We start from the raw sequence: 19,657 nt of genomic DNA on the forward strand, positions 1-19,657 counted from the left end.
TGGCCGACGTCGCAGCTCCCGATCTCCCACCAGTGCCCGATCCGGCGCATCGCGGGCACGAGCACGAGGTCCCGTGGCGCCCAGGCCCAGCCGCCGGGCGGCGTCGTCGAGGCAGGAGCGGCGCGGTGCCCGTCGAGGGGTCACCGCCGCGCGTGGCCCGCCTCCTCCCGCGCGGAGCGAGGCGGGCCCGCTCGCGCGTCGCCGCCGCGGCGATCCGGCGTCCGGGTCTGGTCCCCGGCCCCGCGGCGCGGCAGCATCGGATTCCCGGCTCGACTGCGGGGTGAGGACCTTCCTGTCCGACGACGTGTGAGGTGGCCGATGCAGAAGTACGTCTACGAGTTCACCGAGGGCGGCAAGGACCAGAAGGATCTGCTGGGCGGCAAGGGCGCCAACCTCGCGGAGATGACCCGGCTGGGGCTGCCGGTGCCGCCGGGCTTCACGGTGACCACCGAGGCGTGCCGGCGCTACCTGACCGACGGCACGGTGCCGGCCGAGCTGCGGGTGCAGGTGACCCGGGCACTGCGGGCGCTGGAGGACCGGATCGGCCGCCAGCTCGGCGACCCCGAGGACCCGCTGCTCGTCTCGGTCCGGTCGGGGGCCAAGTTCTCGATGCCCGGGATGATGGAGACCGTCCTCAACATCGGGCTCAACGACGCCTCGGTACGCGGGCTGGCCGCGGTGGCGGGGGACGAGCGGTTCGCCTGGGACTCCTACCGGCGCCTGATCGCGATGTTCGGCAGGACCGTGCTCGACATCGACGGCGAGCTGTTCGCCGACGCGATGGACGCGATGAAGGGCGAGCGCGGGGTGAGCCAGGACGTCGACCTCACCGCGGGCGATCTCGAGGAGCTGGTCGAGGCCTACAAGAAGGTGGTGCAGCAGGAGACCGGCCGGCCCTTCCCGCAGCACCCACGCGAGCAGCTCGACCTGGCGATCAAGGCCGTGTTCGACTCCTGGAACACCGAGCGGGCCCGGCTCTACCGCCGCCGGGAGCGGATCCCGCACGACCTCGGCACCGCGGTGAACGTGTGCACCATGGTGTTCGGCAACCTCGGCCCGGACTCCGGCACCGGGGTGTGCTTCACCCGCGATCCCGCCACCGGCAAGCAGGGCGTCTACGGGGACTACCTGCCCAACGCGCAGGGCGAGGACGTCGTGGCCGGCATCCGCAACACGCTCACGCTCGCCGACCTCGCCGAGCGGGACCGGGCGTCGGCGGACCAGCTCCACGGCGTGATGCGCCGGCTGGAGACCCACTACCGCGACCTCTGCGACATCGAGTTCACCATCGAGCGCGGCACGCTGTGGATGCTGCAGACCCGGGTCGGCAAGCGAACCGCGGCCGCAGCGTTCCGGATCGCCGCCCAGCTCGTCGACGAGCAGCTGATCACCCTGGACGAGGCGTTGCAGCGGGTCACCGGCGAGCAGCTCGCGCGGTTGATGTTCCCGCAGTTCGACCCCTCCGCCGACCGGACGCTGCTCGCGCGGGGCCTGGCGGCGTCGCCGGGAGCCGCGGTCGGTGCGGCGGTGTTCGACTCGGCCGCCGCCGTCGCCCGGCACGCGGCGGGTGAGCACGTGATCCTGCTCCGCCGGGAGACCAACCCCGACGACCTCGAGGGCATGATCGCCGCGGCCGGGGTGCTGACCAGCCGCGGCGGCAAGACCTCGCACGCCGCCGTCGTCGCACGGGGGATGGGGCGCACCTGTGTCTGCGGGGCCGAGGCGATCGACGTCGACGCGGCGTCCCGCACAGCCCGGGTCGGCGAGGTCGTGGTGCGCGAGGGCGACATGGTCGCGATCGACGGCTCCACCGGCGAGGTCTTCCTCGGCGACGTCCCCGTGATCCCGTCGCCCGTGGCCCGCTACCTCGAGGAGGGCCTCGACGCGGTGCTGGACAGCGCGGACGAGGAGACCACGGAGCTGGTGGTCGCGGTGCACCGCATCCTGTCCCACGCCGACGCCACCCGGCGGCTGCGCGTGCGCGCCAACGCCGACACGGGGGAGGACGCCGCCCGGGCCCGCCGGCTCGGGGCGGAGGGCATCGGCCTGTGCCGCACCGAGCACATGTTCCTCGGGGAGCGACGGACGTTGATCGAGCGGCTCGTCCTCGCCGACTCGGCCGAGGCCCGCGCCGCCGCGCTCGACGCGTTGCGGCCGTTGCAGCGCGGCGACTTCGCCGACCTGTTCGCGGCGATGGACGGCCTGCCGGTGACGGTGCGGCTGCTGGACCCGCCGCTGCACGAGTTCCTGCCCGACCGCACCGAGCTGGCGGTCCGCGTGGCCCTGGCCCGCGAACGCGGCGAGGACCCCGCCGCGGACGAGGCGCTGCTCGCCGCGGTGGAGCGCCTGCACGAGTCGAACCCGATGCTGGGGCTGCGCGGCGTGCGGCTCGGACTCGTGGTGCCCGGGCTGTTCGCGATGCAGGTCCGGGCCGCCGCCGAGGCCGCCGCGGAGCGGATCGCGGCCGGCGACCGCCCCCAGGTGGAGATCATGGTGCCGCTCGTCGGATCGGTGATGGAGCTGCACCTGATCCGGGACGAGACCGACGGGATCCTCGCCGAGATCGCCGAGCGCGAGGGCGTCGCACTCGACATCCCGGTCGGGACGATGATCGAGCTGCCGCGGGCCGCGCTCACCGCCGGCCGGATCGCCGAGGCCGCCGACTTCTTCTCGTTCGGCACCAACGACCTGACCCAGACGGCGTGGGGGTTCTCGCGCGACGACGTCGAAGCCGCGTTCTTCGCCCTGTACCTGGACAAGGGCGTGTTCACCGTGTCGCCGTTCGAGACCCTCGACGAGATCGGCGTCGGCCGGCTCGTCCGGCTGGCGGTCGAGGAGGGCAGGCGGGCCCGGCCCGGGCTGAAGATGGGGGTGTGCGGCGAGCACGGGGGCGATCCCGACTCGGTGCACTTCTTCCACGACGTCGGGCTCGACTACGTCTCGTGCAGCCCCTTCCGGGTGCCGGTCGCCCGGCTCGAGGCGGGCCGCGCCGCGGTCTCCCTCGACGACACCGCGGCCGGGCTGGCCGGACCGCGCTGAGCGGTCACCGTGCCCGTCGCGACCTGGGGTGCGCTGCCGTTCCACCGCGCGGCTCTCGCGCACCTGCGCCGCACCCGCGCGACCATGGGGACCCTCGTCTCCCTGGGCGTGCTCACCGCGCTCGGGTACTCGACGACGACGCTGTTCCTCGGCCGCGCGGGCGAGCGCGGAGTCACCCACCCCTTCCACCTGGGCATCGGCGCCGGCGACCCGGCCGGCTCGGTCCTCCTGGTGGGCCACGGCCTGCGCCTGCGGGGGAGTGCGGTCCCGGCGCGTCCGTACCACGATGGGCGGACACGGGGAGAGGAGCAGCCATGACCGACATCGCGGCGATGGTCAAGGAGACCGGCACGGCCGCGACCCCGGAACTCGTGGGCGCGATCGAGGCTCTCGTCGACTGCGCGCAGGTGAGCTCGGCCTGCGCGGGCGCGATGGTCCGGACGGGTGGGATGGCTGACGAGGTCCGGCTGGCGCTGGACTGCGCGGACGTCTGCACCGCCGCGGCCCGGGTCCTGTCCCGCGGGGCGGGTCACCCCACGGTGATCGGTGCGACCGTCGAGGCCGCCGCCGTCGCGTGCGAGGCCGGCGCGGTGGCGTGCGGGAAGCACGGCGACCACCACGTGCACTGCCGGCTGCACGCGAGCAGCGCCCGTGCCTGCGGACAGGCGTTGCGGACGCTGCAGGCGCGGACGTCGTCGCGGAGGGCGTGACCGCCCGGCACCCGGGCTTGCCGACCGCCTCACCGGTTCGGGTGATTGCTGGAACCCGACCTGCGGCGACGGTCGACCGGTGTGGCGGGTCGCCCGGACGGCGGCTCCGGCTCGCCGCCCGGCTGCCTACGGTCGGGATGTACGGCCCGTCACCATCCGGTCACCCCGAGAGGAACTCGTCGATGACGCACGACACCAGCGGCCTGCAGCACGTCACCACCTTCTGCGGGCAGTGCAACTGCGGGTGCCCCGAGCTGTACGTCGACCCCGCCGCTCCGGAGGAGAAGCGGATCGTGATCACGGACGACTTCGGCCAGCAGATCCGGATGAGCGTCGCCCAGCTGCGCGTGATCGTCGACGACGCCCGCGCCGGCGTGCTCGACGAGCTGGTCGGCACCGCCTGACGGGGCGGGCGGCCCCGCCCTCACAGCATGGCGAGGAGCATCCCGGCCATGCCGAGGCTCATCAGGAGGTGGCACCCGGCGTCGACGCGCGGGCTGGTGAGCCGGGTGGAGCCGGTGCGGAGGGGCGGGCCCGCCACCGCCTGCTCCGCAGGGACGGGGCCGCTCCCCTCGGGGACCGAGGACGGGGGCGCGAGGGGTACGCACGACTCGGAGCGCGCCGTCGGCTCGGAGGGGACGACGGCGACGCCAGAGCGTTGTGTCGCCCTGCCGGGTGACCCAGCGCGTACGGCGCGGGTCGCCCACAGCACCGCGGCGGCGCCGAGCAGGACCACGAACGTCCAGGTCACGATCGTGACCCAGAGCGGCGTTGCGCCGGACATCGGCCCGTCGGCGCCGCCCGTGTTCGGCGCAGCGGACCCATGGCCGGCGTGTCCGGCCGGGCCGACCGCGGTCGTCATCCCCATGATCTGCGGCATCGCCGCGACCATCCACACCATCGCCGCCGCCGTCACCAGGTGATAGGCATCGGAGACGCGCCCGTGTCCCGTCGCCCTCCTCGCCGCCCGGGTGAGGAACCAGAGCGCGAGCAGGCCGAACACCACGATCTGCACGGTTGCGCCCGGGCCGCCGGGCCGGCCGGTCCACGCCCACGCCATCCCGATCATCGCCAGGCTCATCAGCAGGTGCGCGAACTCCGCGACCCGATCGCCGTCGCGCTCGGCGCCCGAGGTCAGCAGCGTGAACCGGACCGCCGAGTACGCACCGGTCAGCGCGAACACGAGCGTGAACGTCCAGGACGTCGTCGGCGACGAGAACACATCCCCTCCTCCTGCTTCCCGGAGAAGAGGTCGCCCGGGAGGAGGGAACGGTTCCCGCGGACGGGGTGCGGGTCGGTGGCGGGCCGGTTCAGCGCTGCGCGGCCTGGACCGCCGCGACGAGGGCGTCCGTGGTGCGCTCGATCTCCGCGCCGTCGACCTGCACCGTCGGGGTGGCGTTCACGCCGGCCCTGGACGCGGCCTCGGTGACCGACGCCGTCCAGCCCTCGTAGGTGTCGCCCTGCACACACCGGGCGAAGTCCTCGCCCGCGCCGACCTGCTGCCCGAGCGCGACGAGCTGCTCGTCGGGCAGGCCGGCGGAGTTCTCCGGGGGCTGGTTCGCGAAGAGGGTCTTCGCGTACTGCGGGAAGACGCCCGCATCGGCGGCGCAGGCGGCTGCGGAGGAGGAGCGCGTCGAGTACTCGGTGGAGGAGAAGCGGTTCAGGAAGGCGACCGGGTGGTAGACGACCTTGGCCTCGCCCGCGTCGACGAGCCGGTCGATGGTGGGGCCGACCTGCTCCTCGTACTGCTTGCAGGCCGGGCACTGGAAGTCGACGTAGAGGTCGATCGTGGCGGGCGCCGCGGCCTGCCCGACGGTGATCCCGGTCTCGCTCCCGCCCGCGGGCACGGCGACCTCGCCCGCCGACCGCTGCGCGGAGTACACGGCGTAGCCGATGCCGCCCGCGAAGAGCACGAGCACGACGACGGCCACGATCACCCACGGCGAGGGGCCCCGCCGGGCGGTCACGGGGTTCTTCCGGCGCCGGGTGGCGGATCCGGAGGGCATCAGATCGTCTCCTTCCGGGTTGCGAGGAACCCGTCGAGGGCGAGCCGGCCGGGTGGCCGGGCCGCGAGGAACAGGGCGAGGAGCAGCAGGGCGCCGTCCCGGGCGAGCTCCCACCCGTAGGCGGGGTCCTCCCCGGCGGCCAGCTCGCCGCCGGAGCCGAAGCAGCCGCAGTCGATGCGCAGTCCGCGGGCCCAGGCCGAGGCGATCCCGACCACGAACGCGGCCATCAGCAGGGCGGACACGACCGCGGACGCCCGCACACCCAGGCCCACCACCAGGAGGAGCCCCAGCACGATCTCGACCAGCGGCAGGCCGGCGCCGACGATCTGCGCGGCGAGGTCGGGCAGCAACCGGTAGGCGCGGACGGCCCGGACGGACTCGTCGAGCGCCGTGACCTTGGCGGCGCCCGCCGCGATCCAGACGCCGCCGAGCACGAGCCGCGCGAGCAGGGCGACCCACGGGAGCCGGGACGGTTCGGGGGAACGCGTCGCGGCGTGGCGCGGCGCGGGTGCGTCGGTGCTCATCGGGAGGCAGGTCGTCGCGCGGCCGTCCGCGGTTCCCGCGAATCCGTCGACCGCCCGGTCCGGTGAGGCGAGCGGCGCCCACGGGGGGATCCGGTGCGGTGTCCGCGGGGCGGGACATCACGACGGGTGCCCGCCGGGGCGGGACCCGACGCCGATCGGCGAACGCCCGACGGGGGAGGTCAGGCGGTCCGTCGCGCGGTCGGTTCGAGCCCGCGGCGGTCGTCCCGGCCCGCGTCCCGGCCGGCCGTCCGGCGCGCGTCGCCGGGTCCCTCGGCGGCCGAGGGGTCGTCCGACGGCGTCCGGCCCGGCTCGCTCGAGCCACCGCCGTCGCCCCGGACGAGGACGCGGTGGGCGACGAGCAGGACCAGCCCGGCCACCACGAGGACGTGGCCGAGCAGCCGCGCCGGGTCGACCCGGCCCGCCACCAGGTCCGGGACGCTCAGCGCGGTGAGCACCCCCACGAAGGCGGCGATCATCGAGACCAGCGCCGGCGCCGGGCGCGCGCCGCCGAGCGCGACCCAGGCGAACGCGACCCCCAGCGCGAGGTTCCACGCCGCGCTCTCGTGCGAGAAGTGGGCCACGGAGGCTCCGGCGAGCTCCAGGCCGTGGTGCTCGCTCCCCGTCGCGGCCACGATGCCCGAGACCGCGAGCCCGAGCTGGCCGAGCGCGAGGGCGCCGAGGGCCGCCCGGACGACGTCCAGCCCACGCCGTCCCCGCCCGCCCGGGCCGGCCCCGCTCGGCTCCCGTGCGTCCGGACCGGACCCGGTCGCGGGGCCGTCCGGTGCGGGGCCGGGGCCGACCGCGCCGCCGGCGTCCCACGCGTCGAGCAGCGCCGCCGACAGGTCGGGTGTCTCCACCGCGAGCCGGGTCCGGGCCGTCCTCGTGACGTGCGCGGCCCGGTCGGCGTAGGCGCGGCAGCCGGCGCAGACCGCGAGGTGGTCGTCCACGGTCGCGGACTCGCCCGGCAGATCCTCCCCGTCCAGCCGGGCCGAGATCGCCTCGCGGCACTCGTCGCAGCGCATGCGAGAAGGGTCGCCCGGTCCGGGCTCGTGGTTCCCGGTGGGTTCACCGGGACTACCGTGGACCGGGTGGCGGCACGGGAGGACGACGAACGGGTCACCGCCTGGGCGTTGGCCGCGGGCCGGGGCGACCGGGCGGCGCTGGCCTCGTTCATCCGCGCCACCCAGCGTGACGTGCAGCGCTTCGTCGCCCACCTCAGCGGCCCCGAGCTGGCCGAGGACCTCGCGCAGGAGACCTACCTGCGGGCGTTCACGGCGCTGCCGCGGTTCGCGGGGGAGGCGCCCGCCCGTGCCTGGCTGCTCGCCATCGCGCGCCGGGTCGCGGCGGACGACGTGCGCCGGGCGCGCCGTAGGCCACGGACGGACGCGGTCCCCGAGTGGGAGGACCTGGGCGGCCTGCCCGGGCTCGCGCAGCGGCCCGCCGAGGGCGAGGTGCTGTTGCGTGCGCTGGTCGCGGCGCTGGACCCGGACCGGCGGGAGGCGTTCGTGCTCACCCAGATGCTCGGCCTCGGGTACGCCGAGGCGGCGCAGGTCTGCGGCTGCCCGATCGGTACCATCCGGTCCCGGGTCGCGCGGGCCCGCGAGGACCTCGCCGCGGCGCTGGAGGCGCGGCCGCGTCGGCGGCGCGAGGCCTGAGTTCTTCGACCCGCGGTAGAAGCAACCCGGCGGCGTGTCTATCGTCGCGACCGTCCGGCCCGCTCGAACTCCGTGGCGGCGACCGGTTCCTGGAGACACCATGACGACCACGACCCCGGACGCGCGAACCGCCGACCGGACCGTGGAGCTCGCGATCGGCGGGATGACCTGCGCGGCCTGCGTCGGGCGGGTGGAGCGCAAGCTCGGCAAGATCGGGGGCGTGCGGGCAGCGGTGAACCTGGCCACCGAACGCGCCCTGGTCAGCGCGCCGGCAGGGGTGGACGACGCCCGCCTGGTCGAGACCGTGGAGAAGGCCGGGTACTCGGCGCGGGTCGTCGAGCCGGAGGCGGACCTCGAACCCGAGGGCCCCGACACCCTGCGGGCCCTGCGCAGGCGGCTGACCGTCGCCCTGGTGCTGTTCGTGCCGCTCGCGGACCTCTCGCTGGCGATGTCGCTGGTCCCGTCGCTGCGCTTCCCGTACTGGCAGCTCGTCGTCGCCCTGCTGGCCCTGCCGGTCGTCGGCTGGGCCGCCTGGCCCTTCCACGCCGCGGCGGCCCGTAACCTGCGCCACGGCACCACCTCGATGGACACCCTCGTCTCGCTCGGGGTGCTGGCGGCGACCGCGTGGTCGCTGGTCGGGCTCGTCACGACGGCCGGGCAGCCCCCGGTCGCCGCCGGGTGGGAGGCCGTGCTGCACCCCGCCGGCCCGCTGTACCTGGAGGTCGCGGCCGGGGTGACGGCGTTCGTGCTGGCCGGGCGGTACTTCGAGGCTCGGGCCCGTCGCCGCGCCGGCGGCGTGATGCGCGCGCTCGCGCTGCTGCGCCCGGACGAGGTGACCCTCCTCGAGGGCGGCGCCGACGACGCCGCCGGCGCCACCGAGCGCCGGGTCCCGGCCGGCCTGCTGCGCGTCGGGGACCGGTTCGTGGTGCGGCCCGGGGAGCGGATCGCGGTCGACGGCACAGTCACGTCCGGGGTCGCGGCCGTCGACACCAGTGCGATGACCGGTGAGCCGGTGCCCGTCGAGGCGGCCCCCGGGGACGCCGTCCTCGGCGGCACGATCGCCACCGGCGGACGGCTCGTGGTGCGCGCCGACGTGGTCGGGGCGGACACCCGCCTCGGCCGGATGATCGCCGCCGTCGAGCGCGCGCAGGCGGAGAAGTCCGCCACCCAGCGGCTGGTGGACCGGATCTCCTCGGTGTTCGTGCCCGTGGTGCTGCTGATCGCGGCCGGCACGCTCACCGGATGGCTGCTCGCGGGAGGGGGGACCCAGCAGGCTCTCGCCGCCGCCGTGGCCGTCGTGATCATCGCCTGCCCGTGCGCGCTCGGGCTGGCCACACCGACCGCGTTGATGGTGGCTTCGGGGCGTGGCGCGGAACTCGGCATCTTCGTGAAGGGGCATCGGGCCCTCGAGACCGTGCGGGCGGTCGACACGGTCGTGCTGGACAAGACCGGCACCCTCACCGAGGGCCGGATGCGGGTGGCCGCGGTGGCCTGCGCCGCCGACGTCGACGAGGCGGACCTGGTGCGGCGGGCCGGTGCCGTCGAGCGGGCGTCCGAGCACGCGATCGCGCGGGCCATCGCGGAGCACGCCGTCGAGGCCGGCGGCGGCGCCCTGCCCGAGGTCGTGGACTTCGCCGCCGAGCCGGGCCTGGGAGCCCGGGGCGTGGTCGAGGGTGTCGACGTCGCCGTGGGCCGGCCCGGCGCCCTGCCCCCGGAGCTGGCGGGTCCCGTCGCGGAGTGGGAGCGGGCCGGCCGGACCGTCGTCACCGTGACGGTCGCGGATGCGGTCGCCGGGACGTTCGCGCTCGTGGACCCGGTACCGGAGGCGTCCCGACGCGCCGTCGAGGGACTGCGCGCCCGCGGGCTGCGGCCGGTCCTGCTCACCGGCGACTCGCAGGCCGCGGCCCGGGCCGTCGCCGAGGCGGTCGGGATCGACGAGGTCCACGCGCGGGTCCTGCCGGACGACAAGGTCGGCCTGGTCGCCCGGCTGCGCGCGGACGGTCGCGTGGTCGCCATGGTGGGCGACGGGGTGAACGACGCCGCCGCCCTGGCCGAGGCCGACCTCGGGATCGCCGTGGGGTCGGGTACGGACGTCGCGCTGGAGGCCGCCGACCTCGTGCTGGTCCGGGACGACCTGCGCGGGCTGGTCTCCGCGATCGACCTCGCCCGCTCCACCCTGCGGACGATCCGCGGGAACCTGGTGTGGGCCTTCGGCTACAACGTGGCCGCCCTCCCGCTCGCCGCGGCGGGACTGCTCAACCCGCTGCTGGCCGGGGCGGCGATGGCGCTGTCCTCGCTGCTCGTCGTGACCAACAGCCTGCGGCTGCGCAACGCCGGATAGCCGACCGCGACCCGGAGGGGCGGCGCCTGCTCAGCGCCTGCTCAGCGCCGGCCCTGGGCGAGCCGGGCGAGCATCTCGTTGTAGGCGCGCAGCTCCGCGTCGTCGTCGCGGTCGGCGCGGCGATCGTGCCGGGCCGCGTCCCGCTCGTCCTCCCGCGACCACTGCGTGAGCAGTGCGAGCACGACCAGCAGCATCGGCACCTCCCCGGTCGCCCAGGCGATCCCGCCGCCGACCTTCTGGTCGGCCAGCAGGTCCGGCAGCCAGGGCAGGGCGAGCGAGCGGTAGAAGTTGCCGCCCAGCAGCTCGTCCGTGCTCATCAGGGCGATGCCGAAGAAGGCGTGGAAGGGCATCGCGGCGAGCAGCACGGCCAGCCTGCCCAGGTGCGGCAGCCGGACCGGTGCGCGATCCACCCCGATCAGCGGCCAGAAGAACAGGTAGCCGACGGCCAGGAAGTGGATGTTCATCAACTGGTGCGCCCAGTGGAAGCGCAGCGCCGCCTCGAACAGCCCGGTGAAGTACAGCAGGTAGAACGACCCGACGAACAGCGCCAGCGTGACCAGCGGATGCGTGAGCACCCGCGCGACCGGTGACTCGACCGCGGCGACGACCCACTCCCGCGGACCCGGGGGCCTGCCGCGACCGGCCGGGCGCAGCGCCCGGAGCGCGAGCGTGACCGGGCCGCCCAGCGCGAGCAGCACCGGACCCAGCATGTTCAGCGACATGTGGCTGATCATGTGGACGCTGAACATCCCGGGGGAGAACCGGCCGATCCCCGACGACGTCGACAGCTCCACCACGATCCAGCCGCAGACCCAGGCGAGCGTGCGGCCCCGCGCCCAGGTGTCGCCGCGGGCGCGGAGCAGCCGGACGGCGTGCACGTAGAGCAGGACCGCCGCGACCGCGACCAGGGTGAACAGGATGTTGATCCGCCAGTCGAGCAACGCCCGCAGCGCCGTGAACGGCTCGGGCAGGTCGTAGCCGACCAGGACCTCGCCCTCGGTGTCCGTGCGGACCAGGAACCGCGGCGGCACGGCGTGCGCCATCGCGCCGGCAGCCACCACCACGAGCCCGCTCAGCGCGGCGAGCGGGACCAGCCCCCGCCGGCGGCGCGCGACGACGGCCCAGCCGGCCGCGAGCCCGGCGGCGAGCCCCGCCTCGACGAGCTGCCAGCGCCCCCACGCGGTGCCGGTGACCGATCCCGGGATCGCCAGCAGCAGCCCGAGGACGAGGGTGGACAACAGCCAGGTCACCCCGCCCGCGGTCAGCAGGCCCCGTGCCCGACGCCAGAGCGCGCCGTCGAGCGACCCGCCGTGCCGTCGGTGCAGGACGAGCGCGGTGAGCACACCGAGCCACACGGCCAGCCCGACCGCCTGCAGCGCACCCGCGTCGGTGGCCCAGTCGTGGCCGCGGCCGACGGCGGCCTGGCCGACGGCGGGCGGGGGCAGCAGCGACACGGCCGCGACCGCGGCCAGCACCGCCGCGACCCGCCAGCTCACCGTCCAGATGCACGCGAGCGCCACCACGCAGAACCCGAGGCCGGTGAGGAACCAGCCCATCGGCTCCTCGAGCGCGGCGAACGTGCCGAGCAGGTCGCGGCCGGTCAGCACCTCGGCCAGGGCGGCCCCGGACAGGTCGGCCGCGGTCGCGACGGCGAGCAGCAGCCCACCGACGCCGGCCGCCGCCGCGGTCCACCCGGCCCGGCGGACCGCGCGGTAGCCGTCGGCCGACACCGCGCCCGCCAGGGTGCCCGACGCGTTCGCCGGGCTGAGGAAGGCGGCGTAGAGCAGCGAGCCCAGGGCGACCGCCGAGCTCACGGTCACCACCGTGCGCAGGGCGGCGACCAGGACCTGGACGCCGGTCGAGGCGACCGGGATCCCCAGCCTCGGGTACATGCCGGTGTCGAGCAGGTTCGCCGCGACGGCGAGCGCGGCGAGCACGACGACGGCGCCCACCCCCACGACGGTCGTCCGCCGGCGCACCGTCGTCCTGCGGGCGGGGCCCGCCGCCCCGGCGCGGTCGCCGTCCTGCACGTGTTCCTCCTCGACGCGGGCGCTCACCGGACCCATCATCCTGCTCGGCGCCGCCGTTCCGGCCGCTGCCCCCGCCCGGGTGGGCGACGTCACCGCAGAAGCGGTCGCCGTCGGGCCCACGGGTTCCCCGCACGCACGATTCGGCTCGGACGCAGGTGGTACTCGGCCTGCACGGCGCCGCACGGGTCCCGGCCCGGCGCGGCGGCCGTGGACCGGACCCGGGTGCTCGGACGTCCGGGTACGGGTGCCGACCAGAGTTCCGTCGACGAGGAGGCGAGGAAGCCGTGACGACGAGCGAGGGTGGCGAGGTCACCGGCACCAAGGACAAGAGCTACAACCTCATCTGGTTCACCGAGCAGTGCCTCAGCAACGCCCTGCGCCTGGAGACCTACATCGCCGACGCCGAGCGGGACGGCGACAGCGAGCTCGCCGAGTTCTTCCGGCGCGCCCAGGGCGAGAGCCGCAAGGGCGCCGAGCAGGCCAAGCAGATGCTCGGGCAGCGCCTGTCCGGCTGAGGAGACGAGACCGGCGGCCGCGTACGCGTTCCCGCGTGCGCGGCCGCTCCTTCGTCCGCGGCCCCCGCCGCACGTCCGGCCGGGCGGCGGTGAGCCGTCGGGTCAGCGCCGGGGGCGGGTGACCCAGCCGAGCAGCGCCATCGCCCCACCGGCCAGGAAGAAGCCGAACGACGTGACCAGGTACAGGATCGAAATGTCCTTGGGGTCCGTCGTGCGGAGCATGTGGGTCATGCGGGAGCCGCGGACCTCCCGGCGCGCGGGGTAGGGGCGGGTCTCGATCGGGCGAGGAGCGGTCGCGGTCATGGACACCCCTGTGCGGTGACGGCGGGCGGCGGCGACACCGATCCTTCCCCCGCTGCCGCGAACTCTTCGCGTTGCCGCGAAACGAGAATCTGCTCCGCCACCTTCCGGAGCAGCTCCTCGCCCGCGAAGATCGGGATGTCGCCCATGACCGCCGGGCCACCGCGTCGCCGGGACGCGCGGGTACCGAGGATCAGGCGCCGGCGTGCAGGCGCTGCCGCAGACGCTCCCGGGCGAGACGGTGCACGAGCTCGGGCAGCGACCCACCCGGCACCTGGCCGCGCAGATCGCTCTCGGCACGGCGCACCTCGGCCTGGACGAGCCAGGTGGGGACGATCTCCGCGAACTCCTCGGCGAGCGGCTGCGGCTTCGGGTGGCGTAGGGTCTGTACGTCGTCCGTCCTCATTGCGTCCCTTCCGGCCGGTCGTCCGGGGTCCCGCGACCGCGGGCCACACTCCGGCGAGGCCCCACCGACGGTAGTGAGGGTCGAGACCGGCTGTCCCGCAACGTCACCTGACGGTCGCCTTGCGGTCGCCTTGCGGTCGCCGACGGGCGGGTCGGGCGCCGGGGGCGGCCCGCGTGCGGGACCGGCCCGGATTCGACCGGGCGCGAGCGGGTACGGACCGTTCGTGGGTGTCGGTCTGTGCACGGTGTTCGGCCACAGGTTCCGCTTCTCCGCCCGCGCGGAGACGCTCGAGTGGACGTGCGCGCGGGGCTGCGGTGCCGGTGGGTCGAAGACGTACGCCGACGCCGACGCCGCCCGGCGCTACGCCGCGGCTTTCGACAAGGAGGACCGCGCCGACCTCGGCCGACGTGCGCCGCTCGGCCTGCTCCCGCTGCGGTTCGCCGCGCGCCGGGCCCGAGGTCCACGTCGCTGATCGCGCCGTCCGGGGCCCACCGGGCCCGGAGAGCCAGGGTCCACGGGACCCGGGAGGAGTCGCCGTGCCGACGAACGTCCTCGTCCTGGGGATGGACGAGCACAACCGGCAGGTTCTCGAGGCCATGCCCGACGCCGACGCATACCGCTTCCACGCCCTGCTCGGCGCCGAGGAGCTGATCCTGCAGGAGGACATCCCGTTCGCCGAGCTGCTCGACGCGGCGCAGCGCCGTGTCGAGGAGTTCCCGGGGACGGTCGACGCGATCATCGGCTTCTGGGACTTCCCGGTCAGCACGATGGTGCCGATCCTGTGCGAGCGCGCCGGACTGGCGTGGACCAGCCTGGAGTCGGTGGTCAAGTGCGAGCACAAGTACTGGAGCCGGATCGAGCAGCAGGCGGTGATCGACGAGTACCCCCCGTTCGGCCTGCTCGACCTGGGCGACGGGGAACCACGACTGCCGGAGGGGGTCGGGTACCCGGCGTGGGTCAAGCCGGTGAAGTCCGTGTCCTCCGAGCTGGCCTACCGGGTCGCCGACGCCGACGAGCTGCGGGAGGCCGCGGCGCGGATCCGCGCGGGGATCGGGCGCATGGGCGAGCCGTTCGGATACGTGCTGGGCATGCTCGACCCACCACCGGCGGTCGCCGAGGCCGGCGGTGACGCCGCATTGGCGGAAGAGGCCGCCACCGGGGTCCAGGTGACGGTGGAGGGCTACGCGTTCGGCGGCGAGGTCCGTGTCTACGGGGTCGTCGACTCCGTGACCTGGCGGGACACCCCGAGCTTCGCGCGCTACCGCTACCCGTCGACCCTGCCCGACGCCGTCACCGACCGGATGGCCGACGTCTCCCGCAGGGTGATCGAGCGGGTCGGGCTGGACGGCAGCACGTTCAACATCGAGTTCTTCTGGGACGCCGAGCGTGACGCGCTCACCCTGCTCGAGGTGAACCCACGGCATTCGCAGTCGCACGCCGAGCTGTTCGCGGATGTCGACGGGCTGCCCAACCACCACGCCCTGCTGCAGATCGCCCTCGGCCGCGATCCCGCCCCGCCGCGTCGGGAGGGTCCGTACGCGATCGCGTCGAAGTGGTTCGTGCGCCGGTCGGCCGACGCGGTGGTGCGCCGGGTCCCGACCGGGGACGAGATCGCCGCGGTCGAGCGGGAGGTGCCGGGGTGCTCGGTCGACGTCGTCGTCGAGCCGGGGGACCGGCTCTCGGCCCTGCACGACCAGGACGGCTACTCCTACGCCTACGCCCACGTGCACGTCGGCGGGAGTGACGACGACGAGATCACGGACAAGTACGAGCGGTGTGTCGCCGGACTGCCGTTCGAGTTCGACGACGTCGGGGAGGAACGCAGGCCGTGAGGATCGTCGAGGACTTCCCGCACGAGGTCGTCTCCGAGGAGGTGCGCGTCCCGCTCCCGGACGGGATCACGCTGGCCGGCCGCGTGTGGCGGCCGGCGGACTCGGACGCCGAGCCGGTGCCCGCCGTGCTGGAGTTCATCCCGTACCGGCAGCGGGACCTCACCGCGGTGCGCGACTCGATGCACCATCCCTACTTCGCCGGGCACGGCATCGCCGGTGTCCGGGTCGACCTGCGCGGCAGCGGTGACTCCGACGGGGTGCTGACCGGGGAGTACCTCGAGCAGGAGCTGCGCGACGCCGAGGAGGTGCTCGCCTGGCTCGCGGGCAGGCCATGGTGTTCGGGACGCACCGGCATGATGGGGATCTCGTGGGGCGGGTTCAACGCCCTGCAGGTCGCCGCCCGCCGCCCGCCGGGGCTGGGAGCGATCGTCACGGCCTCCTCGACCGACGACCGGTACGCCGACGACGTGCACTACATGGGCGGCTGCCTGCTCACCGACAATCTCTCGTGGGCGTCGACGATGTTCGCCTACAACTCCTGCCCGCCCGATCCCGAGGTGGTGGGGGACCGCTGGCGGGACATGTGGCTCGACCGGCTGCGCGGCAGCGGGTTGTGGCTCGAGGACTGGCTGCGCCACCAGCGGCGCGACGAGTTCTGGGAGCACGGGTCGGTCTGCGAGGACTTCTCGGCGATCGAGTGCCCGGTGCTGGCGGTCAGCGGCTGGGCCGACGGCTACTCCAACTCGGTGTTCCGGCTGCTCGAGGGGCTCGAGGCGCCCCGCAGGGGGCTGGTGGGGCCGTGGTCGCACAAGTACCCGCACCTCGGGCAGCCCGGCCCCGCGGTCGGGTTCCTGCAGGAGGTCGTGGCCTGGTGGGACCACTGGCTGCGCGACGCCGACAACGGGGCGATGGACGGGCCGATGCTGCGGATCTGGATGCAGGACAGCGTCCCCCCGTCCACCGCCTACGTCGAGCGCCCCGGCCGGTGGGTCGGGGAGGCGAGCTGGCCCTCACCGCGGATCGACCTGGCGCGGTACCCGCTCGGGGCGAACCGCCTCCTCGAGGCGGGTGCCGCACCGTCGCCGCCCGCCGAGCTCACCGTCTCCTCTCCGCTGTCGGTGGGCCAGTACGCCGGGAAGTGGTGCTCCTACAACGCGCCGCCCGACCTGCCCTACGACCAGCGTGAGGAGGACGGCGGTTCGCTGGTCTTCGACGGCGAGCCGCTCGTCGGCCGGAGGGAGATCCTCGGGTCCCCGGTCGTGGAGCTGGAGATCACGGTCGACCGCCCGGTGGCGATGCTCGCGGCCCGGCTCTCCGACGTCGACCCGGACGGGCGGGCCACCCGGATCAGCTACGGCCTGCTGAACCTGACCCACCGCGGCAGCCACGAGGAACCGGAGGTCCTCCTGCCCGGCGAGCGCTGCCGCGTCGCGGTGCAGCTCAACGCCATGGCCCAGTCCCTCGCGCCGGGCCACCGGCTGCGGCTGGCCCTGTCGACGTCGTACTGGCCGCTGGCCTGGCCGCCGCCGGAGCCGGTCCGGCTGACCGTGCACCCCGAGCACAGCCGGCTGGTCCTCCCGCTGCGGCCGGACGGGCCGGACGAGCAGCAGGTGCCGGCGTTCGGCGAGCCCGAGGCGGCCGCGCCCCTCGCCACGACGCTGCTGGAGGCCGGGCGGGAACGGTGGGCGGTGACCCGTGACCTGATCGGCTACGAGTCCGCGCTCGAGGTGGTGAAGGATCTCGGCGTGGTGCGCTTCGACGGGATCGGTCTCGAGGTCACCCGGCGGGCCGACGAGCGGTACGGCTGGACCGCCGACGACGTCGACTCGGTCCGCGGCGAGACGACCTGGACCATGGGGTTCCGCCGCGGCGACTGGCGGGTCGAGACCGTCGGCCGGACCGTGCTCACCTCCACCCCCACCGACTTCCACCTCTACGCCCAGCTCGACGCGTACGAGGGTGCCGAGCGGGTGTTCGCGCACAGCTGGCGGGAGACCGTCCCGCGCGACCACGTCTGAGGCAGAGGGACGGATCCCGTCGCGGAGACCCGAGCGCCGTGACCACGGGGGTCGACGCAGAACGCCCGGCCCCGGCCGCGGGCGGCGCCGGTGACGAACGCGGCCTGTCCCGTGAGCGAGGCGCTCACGCGGTCCGGGGCCGCGGGGTCTGTGCGGCCGGGTAGGGGCGGGGTCCGCCGGTGAAGTCCGAGGGCACCATGATGTCGTCCGGGGTGAGCCCGGACAGCGAGGCGTGCCCGAGCCCGAACAGTGCCTCGTCGACGCCGCTGCGCAGGATGTCGAGGACGTTCTTCACCCCGGCCTGCCCGTTCGCGGCGAGGCCCCACAGGTAGGGCCGCCCGATCATGACGGCCCGGGCGCCGAGGGCGATGGCCTTGACGACGTCGGTCCCGCGGCGGACACCGCCGTCGAGCAGGACCTCGATCTCGCCCCCGACCTCGTCGGCGACGGCGGGCAGGACCCGGATGCTGCCCGGGGCCCCGTCGAGGTTGTTGCCCCCGTGGTTGGACACCGAGATCGCGTCGGCGCCGATGTCGACGGCCTTGCGGGCGTCGGTGGGGCGGGTGACGCCCTTGACCATGAGGGGACCGCCCCACCGCTCGCGCAGCCACCGCAGGTCCTCCCAGGTGGGCGGCGGGGTCTGCATCCACTCGCCGTAGGCCTGGAAGAAGCTCGGGGGGTCCTCGCCGGGGTCGGCCATGTTGGGCACGGTGAGCTCGGGCAGCCTGCGGTGGCGCAGCCACCCGAGCATGTAGCGGGGCCTGCGGATGCCCTCCGGGGCGAACTGCGCCATGGCCTTGAGGTCGAGACGCTCGGGGATCGGCGGGCTGTCCCAGTCCCGGCGGCTGTCGAACACCCAGTCGAGGGTCACGATCAGCGCCTTCGCCCCGGCGGCGCGGGCCCGGTCGACCCGGCGGGCGATGCGGTCGCGGTCGCCGACCCAGTAGGTCTGGAAGAAGGTCTGCGGGTTGGCCTCGGCCACGTCCTCGATCGCGCGGCTGCCGAACGAGCTCAGGCCCATCACCGTGCCGGCGTCGGCGGCGGCACGGGCGGCGGCGACCTCGGCCTCGGGGTGCACGGCCTGCACGCCGGTGGGGGAGAGCAGGACGGGCATCGACACGTCCTGCCCGAGCACGGTGGTGGCCTGGTCGCGCTCCGGCGGCTGGTCGCCGACCTGCGGCCGGAACCCGAGCTCGTCGAACGCGCGGCTGTTGTCGGTCATGGTGATGCCCTGCTCGGCGCCCGCGAGCAGGGCCCCGTACACCGAGGGCGGGAGCCGCTTGCGCGCTCTGCGCTGGGCCTCCGCGACGGTCTCGAACCAGGTGCTGGTGCTGGCCATCGGGGCTCCTTACTTGACCATGAAACCGGCGTCGACGGGCAGGGTGACGCCGGTGACGTAGCGGGCCTGGTCGGACACGAGCCAGGCGATCGCGTTGCTGATGTCGATCGGTTCGACGGCCTCGACGTCGAGCAGGTTCGTCAGCGCCGCCCCGACTTCCGGGGACTGGCCGAGGAACTCCTGCATCGCGTCGTTGTCGATCATCGGCGTGTGCACGCCGGTCGGGTGGACCGAGTTGACCCGGATCCGGTGCGGCGCGAGCCAGTTGGCCCACGTGCGCATCAGGCCGACGACGCCGTGCTTGGCGGCGACGTAGCCCTCCATGGCGCCGGAGCCGTTGCCGCCCCGCCCGGACAGTCCCTGGGTGGAGCTGGTCACCACGATCGAGCCGCCCTCGCCCTGCTCGATCATGCGCGGAGCGGCGGCCTGCACCGTGTGCCGGACACCGGCGAGGTTGGTCGCGACGGTGTCGTCGAAGGCGGCGAGCGGGTCGTCCTCCCGGGCCGAGTGCGGGGCGATCCCGGCGTTGGCGAGAACGATGTCGACCCGGCCGAGCTCGGCGATCCCGTCGCCGATCGCCTCGGTGACCGCGGCGGCGTCGCGGACGTCGGCCTGGCGGGCGACGATCCGTCGGTCGAGCTTCTCGACCTCGGCGGCGGTCTCGGCGAGGTCCTCCTCGGTGGCCAGCGGGTACGGGACGCTGTCGATCTGGCGGCAGATGTCGACGGCGACGATGTCCGCGCCCTCCTCGGCGAGCCGGACCGCGTGGCTGCGGCCCTGTCCGCGTGCGGCACCGGTGATCACGGCGACCTTGCCCTCGAGCGTGCCCGTCATCGATCCTCCTTCGTCGGTTGAGGGGTGTCGGGTGGACGCCCGACGCCCCGGCGGTACCCGGCGCGGCCCTGCCGAAAGAGACCTGCGGGTGATCGAAAGGGCGTCGTA

Annotated in this window: 19 protein-coding genes and 1 pseudogene; 10 read left to right on the forward strand and 10 right to left on the reverse strand. The window is 74.8% G+C overall.

The features are described 5' to 3' along the window. The first annotated feature begins 318 nt into the window (after nt 1–318). The 4 genes from ppdK (at nt 319) to ACL02T_RS24745 (ending at nt 4,153) form a co-directional block, all read left to right on the forward strand. Complete coding sequence (ppdK, locus tag ACL02T_RS24730) at nt 319–3,039, forward strand: pyruvate, phosphate dikinase (RefSeq protein ID WP_412833150.1); 2,721 nt, start codon at nt 319–321, stop codon at nt 3,037–3,039. Between the two features lie 9 nt (nt 3,040–3,048). Then, the gene (locus tag ACL02T_RS24735) at nt 3,049–3,357 is read left to right on the forward strand and encodes a hypothetical protein (protein ID WP_412833151.1); all 309 of its coding nucleotides are present in this window, start codon (nt 3,049–3,051) and stop codon (nt 3,355–3,357) included. Further along, nucleotides 3,354–3,749: a four-helix bundle copper-binding protein gene (locus tag ACL02T_RS24740; RefSeq protein WP_412833152.1), complete on the forward strand. Its 396-nt coding sequence runs from the start codon at nt 3,354–3,356 to the stop codon at nt 3,747–3,749. The genes ACL02T_RS24735 and ACL02T_RS24740 overlap by 4 nt, the downstream gene beginning before the upstream one ends. Before the next feature lie 182 nt (nt 3,750–3,931). Continuing rightward, on the forward strand, nt 3,932–4,153 hold the full coding sequence (locus ACL02T_RS24745) for a hypothetical protein (RefSeq protein WP_412833153.1): 222 nt from the start codon (nt 3,932–3,934) through the stop codon (nt 4,151–4,153). Nucleotides 4,154–4,173: 20 nt separating this feature from the next. On the opposite strand, the gene ACL02T_RS24750 is transcribed toward ACL02T_RS24745, so the two are convergent. The 4 genes from ACL02T_RS24750 to ACL02T_RS24765 form a co-directional block, all read right to left on the reverse strand. Further along, nucleotides 4,174–4,971, reverse strand: a complete 798-nt coding sequence (locus ACL02T_RS24750; protein ID WP_412833154.1) for a DUF5134 domain-containing protein — start codon at nt 4,969–4,971, stop codon at nt 4,174–4,176. A gap of 88 nt (nt 4,972–5,059) precedes the next feature. Continuing rightward, nucleotides 5,060–5,755, reverse strand: coding sequence for a DsbA family protein (locus tag ACL02T_RS24755; protein ID WP_412833155.1), 696 nt, complete (start codon nt 5,753–5,755; stop codon nt 5,060–5,062). Continuing rightward, nucleotides 5,755–6,279, reverse strand: a complete 525-nt coding sequence (locus ACL02T_RS24760; protein ID WP_412833156.1) for a MauE/DoxX family redox-associated membrane protein — start codon at nt 6,277–6,279, stop codon at nt 5,755–5,757. The genes ACL02T_RS24755 and ACL02T_RS24760 overlap by 1 nt, the downstream gene beginning before the upstream one ends. 179 nt (nt 6,280–6,458) lie before the next feature. Continuing rightward, nucleotides 6,459–7,301: a zf-HC2 domain-containing protein gene (locus ACL02T_RS24765; RefSeq protein WP_412833157.1), complete on the reverse strand. Its 843-nt coding sequence runs from the start codon at nt 7,299–7,301 to the stop codon at nt 6,459–6,461. Between the two features lie 66 nt (nt 7,302–7,367). Between ACL02T_RS24765 and ACL02T_RS24770 the strand changes: the two genes are divergently transcribed. Both ACL02T_RS24770 and ACL02T_RS24775 read left to right on the forward strand, forming a co-directional pair. Next, entirely contained in the window at nt 7,368–7,934 is a 567-nt protein-coding gene (locus tag ACL02T_RS24770; RefSeq protein WP_412833158.1) for a sigma-70 family RNA polymerase sigma factor, read from the forward strand. A 100-nt stretch (nt 7,935–8,034) separates the two neighbouring features. Then, the gene (locus tag ACL02T_RS24775) at nt 8,035–10,275 is read left to right on the forward strand and encodes a heavy metal translocating P-type ATPase (RefSeq protein ID WP_412833159.1); all 2,241 of its coding nucleotides are present in this window, start codon (nt 8,035–8,037) and stop codon (nt 10,273–10,275) included. 41 nt (nt 10,276–10,316) lie between these two features. Here the strand turns inward: ACL02T_RS24775 and ACL02T_RS24780 are convergent, their stop codons facing one another. Continuing rightward, a complete protein-coding gene (locus ACL02T_RS24780) occupies nt 10,317–12,332 on the reverse strand; it encodes a cytochrome c oxidase assembly protein (protein WP_412833160.1) in 2,016 nt (671 codons plus the stop codon). Between the two features lie 257 nt (nt 12,333–12,589). Between ACL02T_RS24780 and ACL02T_RS24785 the strand changes: the two genes are divergently transcribed. Next, a complete protein-coding gene (locus ACL02T_RS24785; protein ID WP_412833161.1) occupies nt 12,590–12,820 on the forward strand; it encodes a hypothetical protein in 231 nt (76 codons plus the stop codon). Between the two features lie 129 nt (nt 12,821–12,949). On the opposite strand, the pseudogene ACL02T_RS24790 reads toward ACL02T_RS24785, so the two are convergent. From ACL02T_RS24790 to ACL02T_RS24800, 3 genes and pseudogenes are all read right to left on the reverse strand, one after another. Beyond that, nucleotides 12,950–13,123 (reverse strand): annotated as a pseudogene (locus ACL02T_RS24790) (cytochrome ubiquinol oxidase subunit I); the annotation flags it as partial. Continuing rightward, nucleotides 13,120–13,269, reverse strand: coding sequence for a hypothetical protein (locus tag ACL02T_RS24795; protein WP_412833162.1), 150 nt, complete (start codon nt 13,267–13,269; stop codon nt 13,120–13,122). The gene ACL02T_RS24795 and the pseudogene ACL02T_RS24790, both read right to left, overlap by 4 nt. A gap of 44 nt (nt 13,270–13,313) precedes the next feature. Continuing rightward, complete coding sequence (locus ACL02T_RS24800; protein WP_412833163.1) at nt 13,314–13,526, reverse strand: hypothetical protein; 213 nt, start codon at nt 13,524–13,526, stop codon at nt 13,314–13,316. A 223-nt stretch (nt 13,527–13,749) separates the two neighbouring features. On the opposite strand from ACL02T_RS24800, the gene ACL02T_RS24805 reads away from it, so the two are divergent. The 3 genes from ACL02T_RS24805 (at nt 13,750) to ACL02T_RS24815 (ending at nt 17,376) form a co-directional block, all read left to right on the forward strand. Then, nucleotides 13,750–13,998 (forward strand): hypothetical protein, encoded by a 249-nt coding sequence (locus ACL02T_RS24805; protein WP_412833164.1) that lies wholly within the window; start codon nt 13,750–13,752, stop codon nt 13,996–13,998. A gap of 64 nt (nt 13,999–14,062) precedes the next feature. Then, complete coding sequence (locus tag ACL02T_RS24810; RefSeq protein WP_412833165.1) at nt 14,063–15,358, forward strand: ATP-grasp domain-containing protein; 1,296 nt, start codon at nt 14,063–14,065, stop codon at nt 15,356–15,358. Next, entirely contained in the window at nt 15,355–17,376 is a 2,022-nt protein-coding gene (locus ACL02T_RS24815) for a CocE/NonD family hydrolase (protein ID WP_412833166.1), read from the forward strand. The genes ACL02T_RS24810 and ACL02T_RS24815 overlap by 4 nt, the downstream gene beginning before the upstream one ends. Nucleotides 17,377–17,500: 124 nt before the next feature. Here ACL02T_RS24815 and mftD read toward each other — a convergent pair whose 3' ends face one another. Next, a complete protein-coding gene (gene mftD / locus ACL02T_RS24820) occupies nt 17,501–18,715 on the reverse strand; it encodes a pre-mycofactocin synthase MftD (protein ID WP_412833167.1) in 1,215 nt (404 codons plus the stop codon). A gap of 9 nt (nt 18,716–18,724) precedes the next feature. Continuing rightward, complete coding sequence (locus ACL02T_RS24825) at nt 18,725–19,549, reverse strand: mycofactocin-coupled SDR family oxidoreductase (protein ID WP_412833168.1); 825 nt, start codon at nt 19,547–19,549, stop codon at nt 18,725–18,727. Between the last annotated feature and the right edge of the window lie 108 nt (nt 19,550–19,657).

The organism is Pseudonocardia oceanicola (assembly GCF_047200735.1).
GTDB lineage: Bacteria > Actinomycetota > Actinomycetes > Mycobacteriales > Pseudonocardiaceae > Pseudonocardia.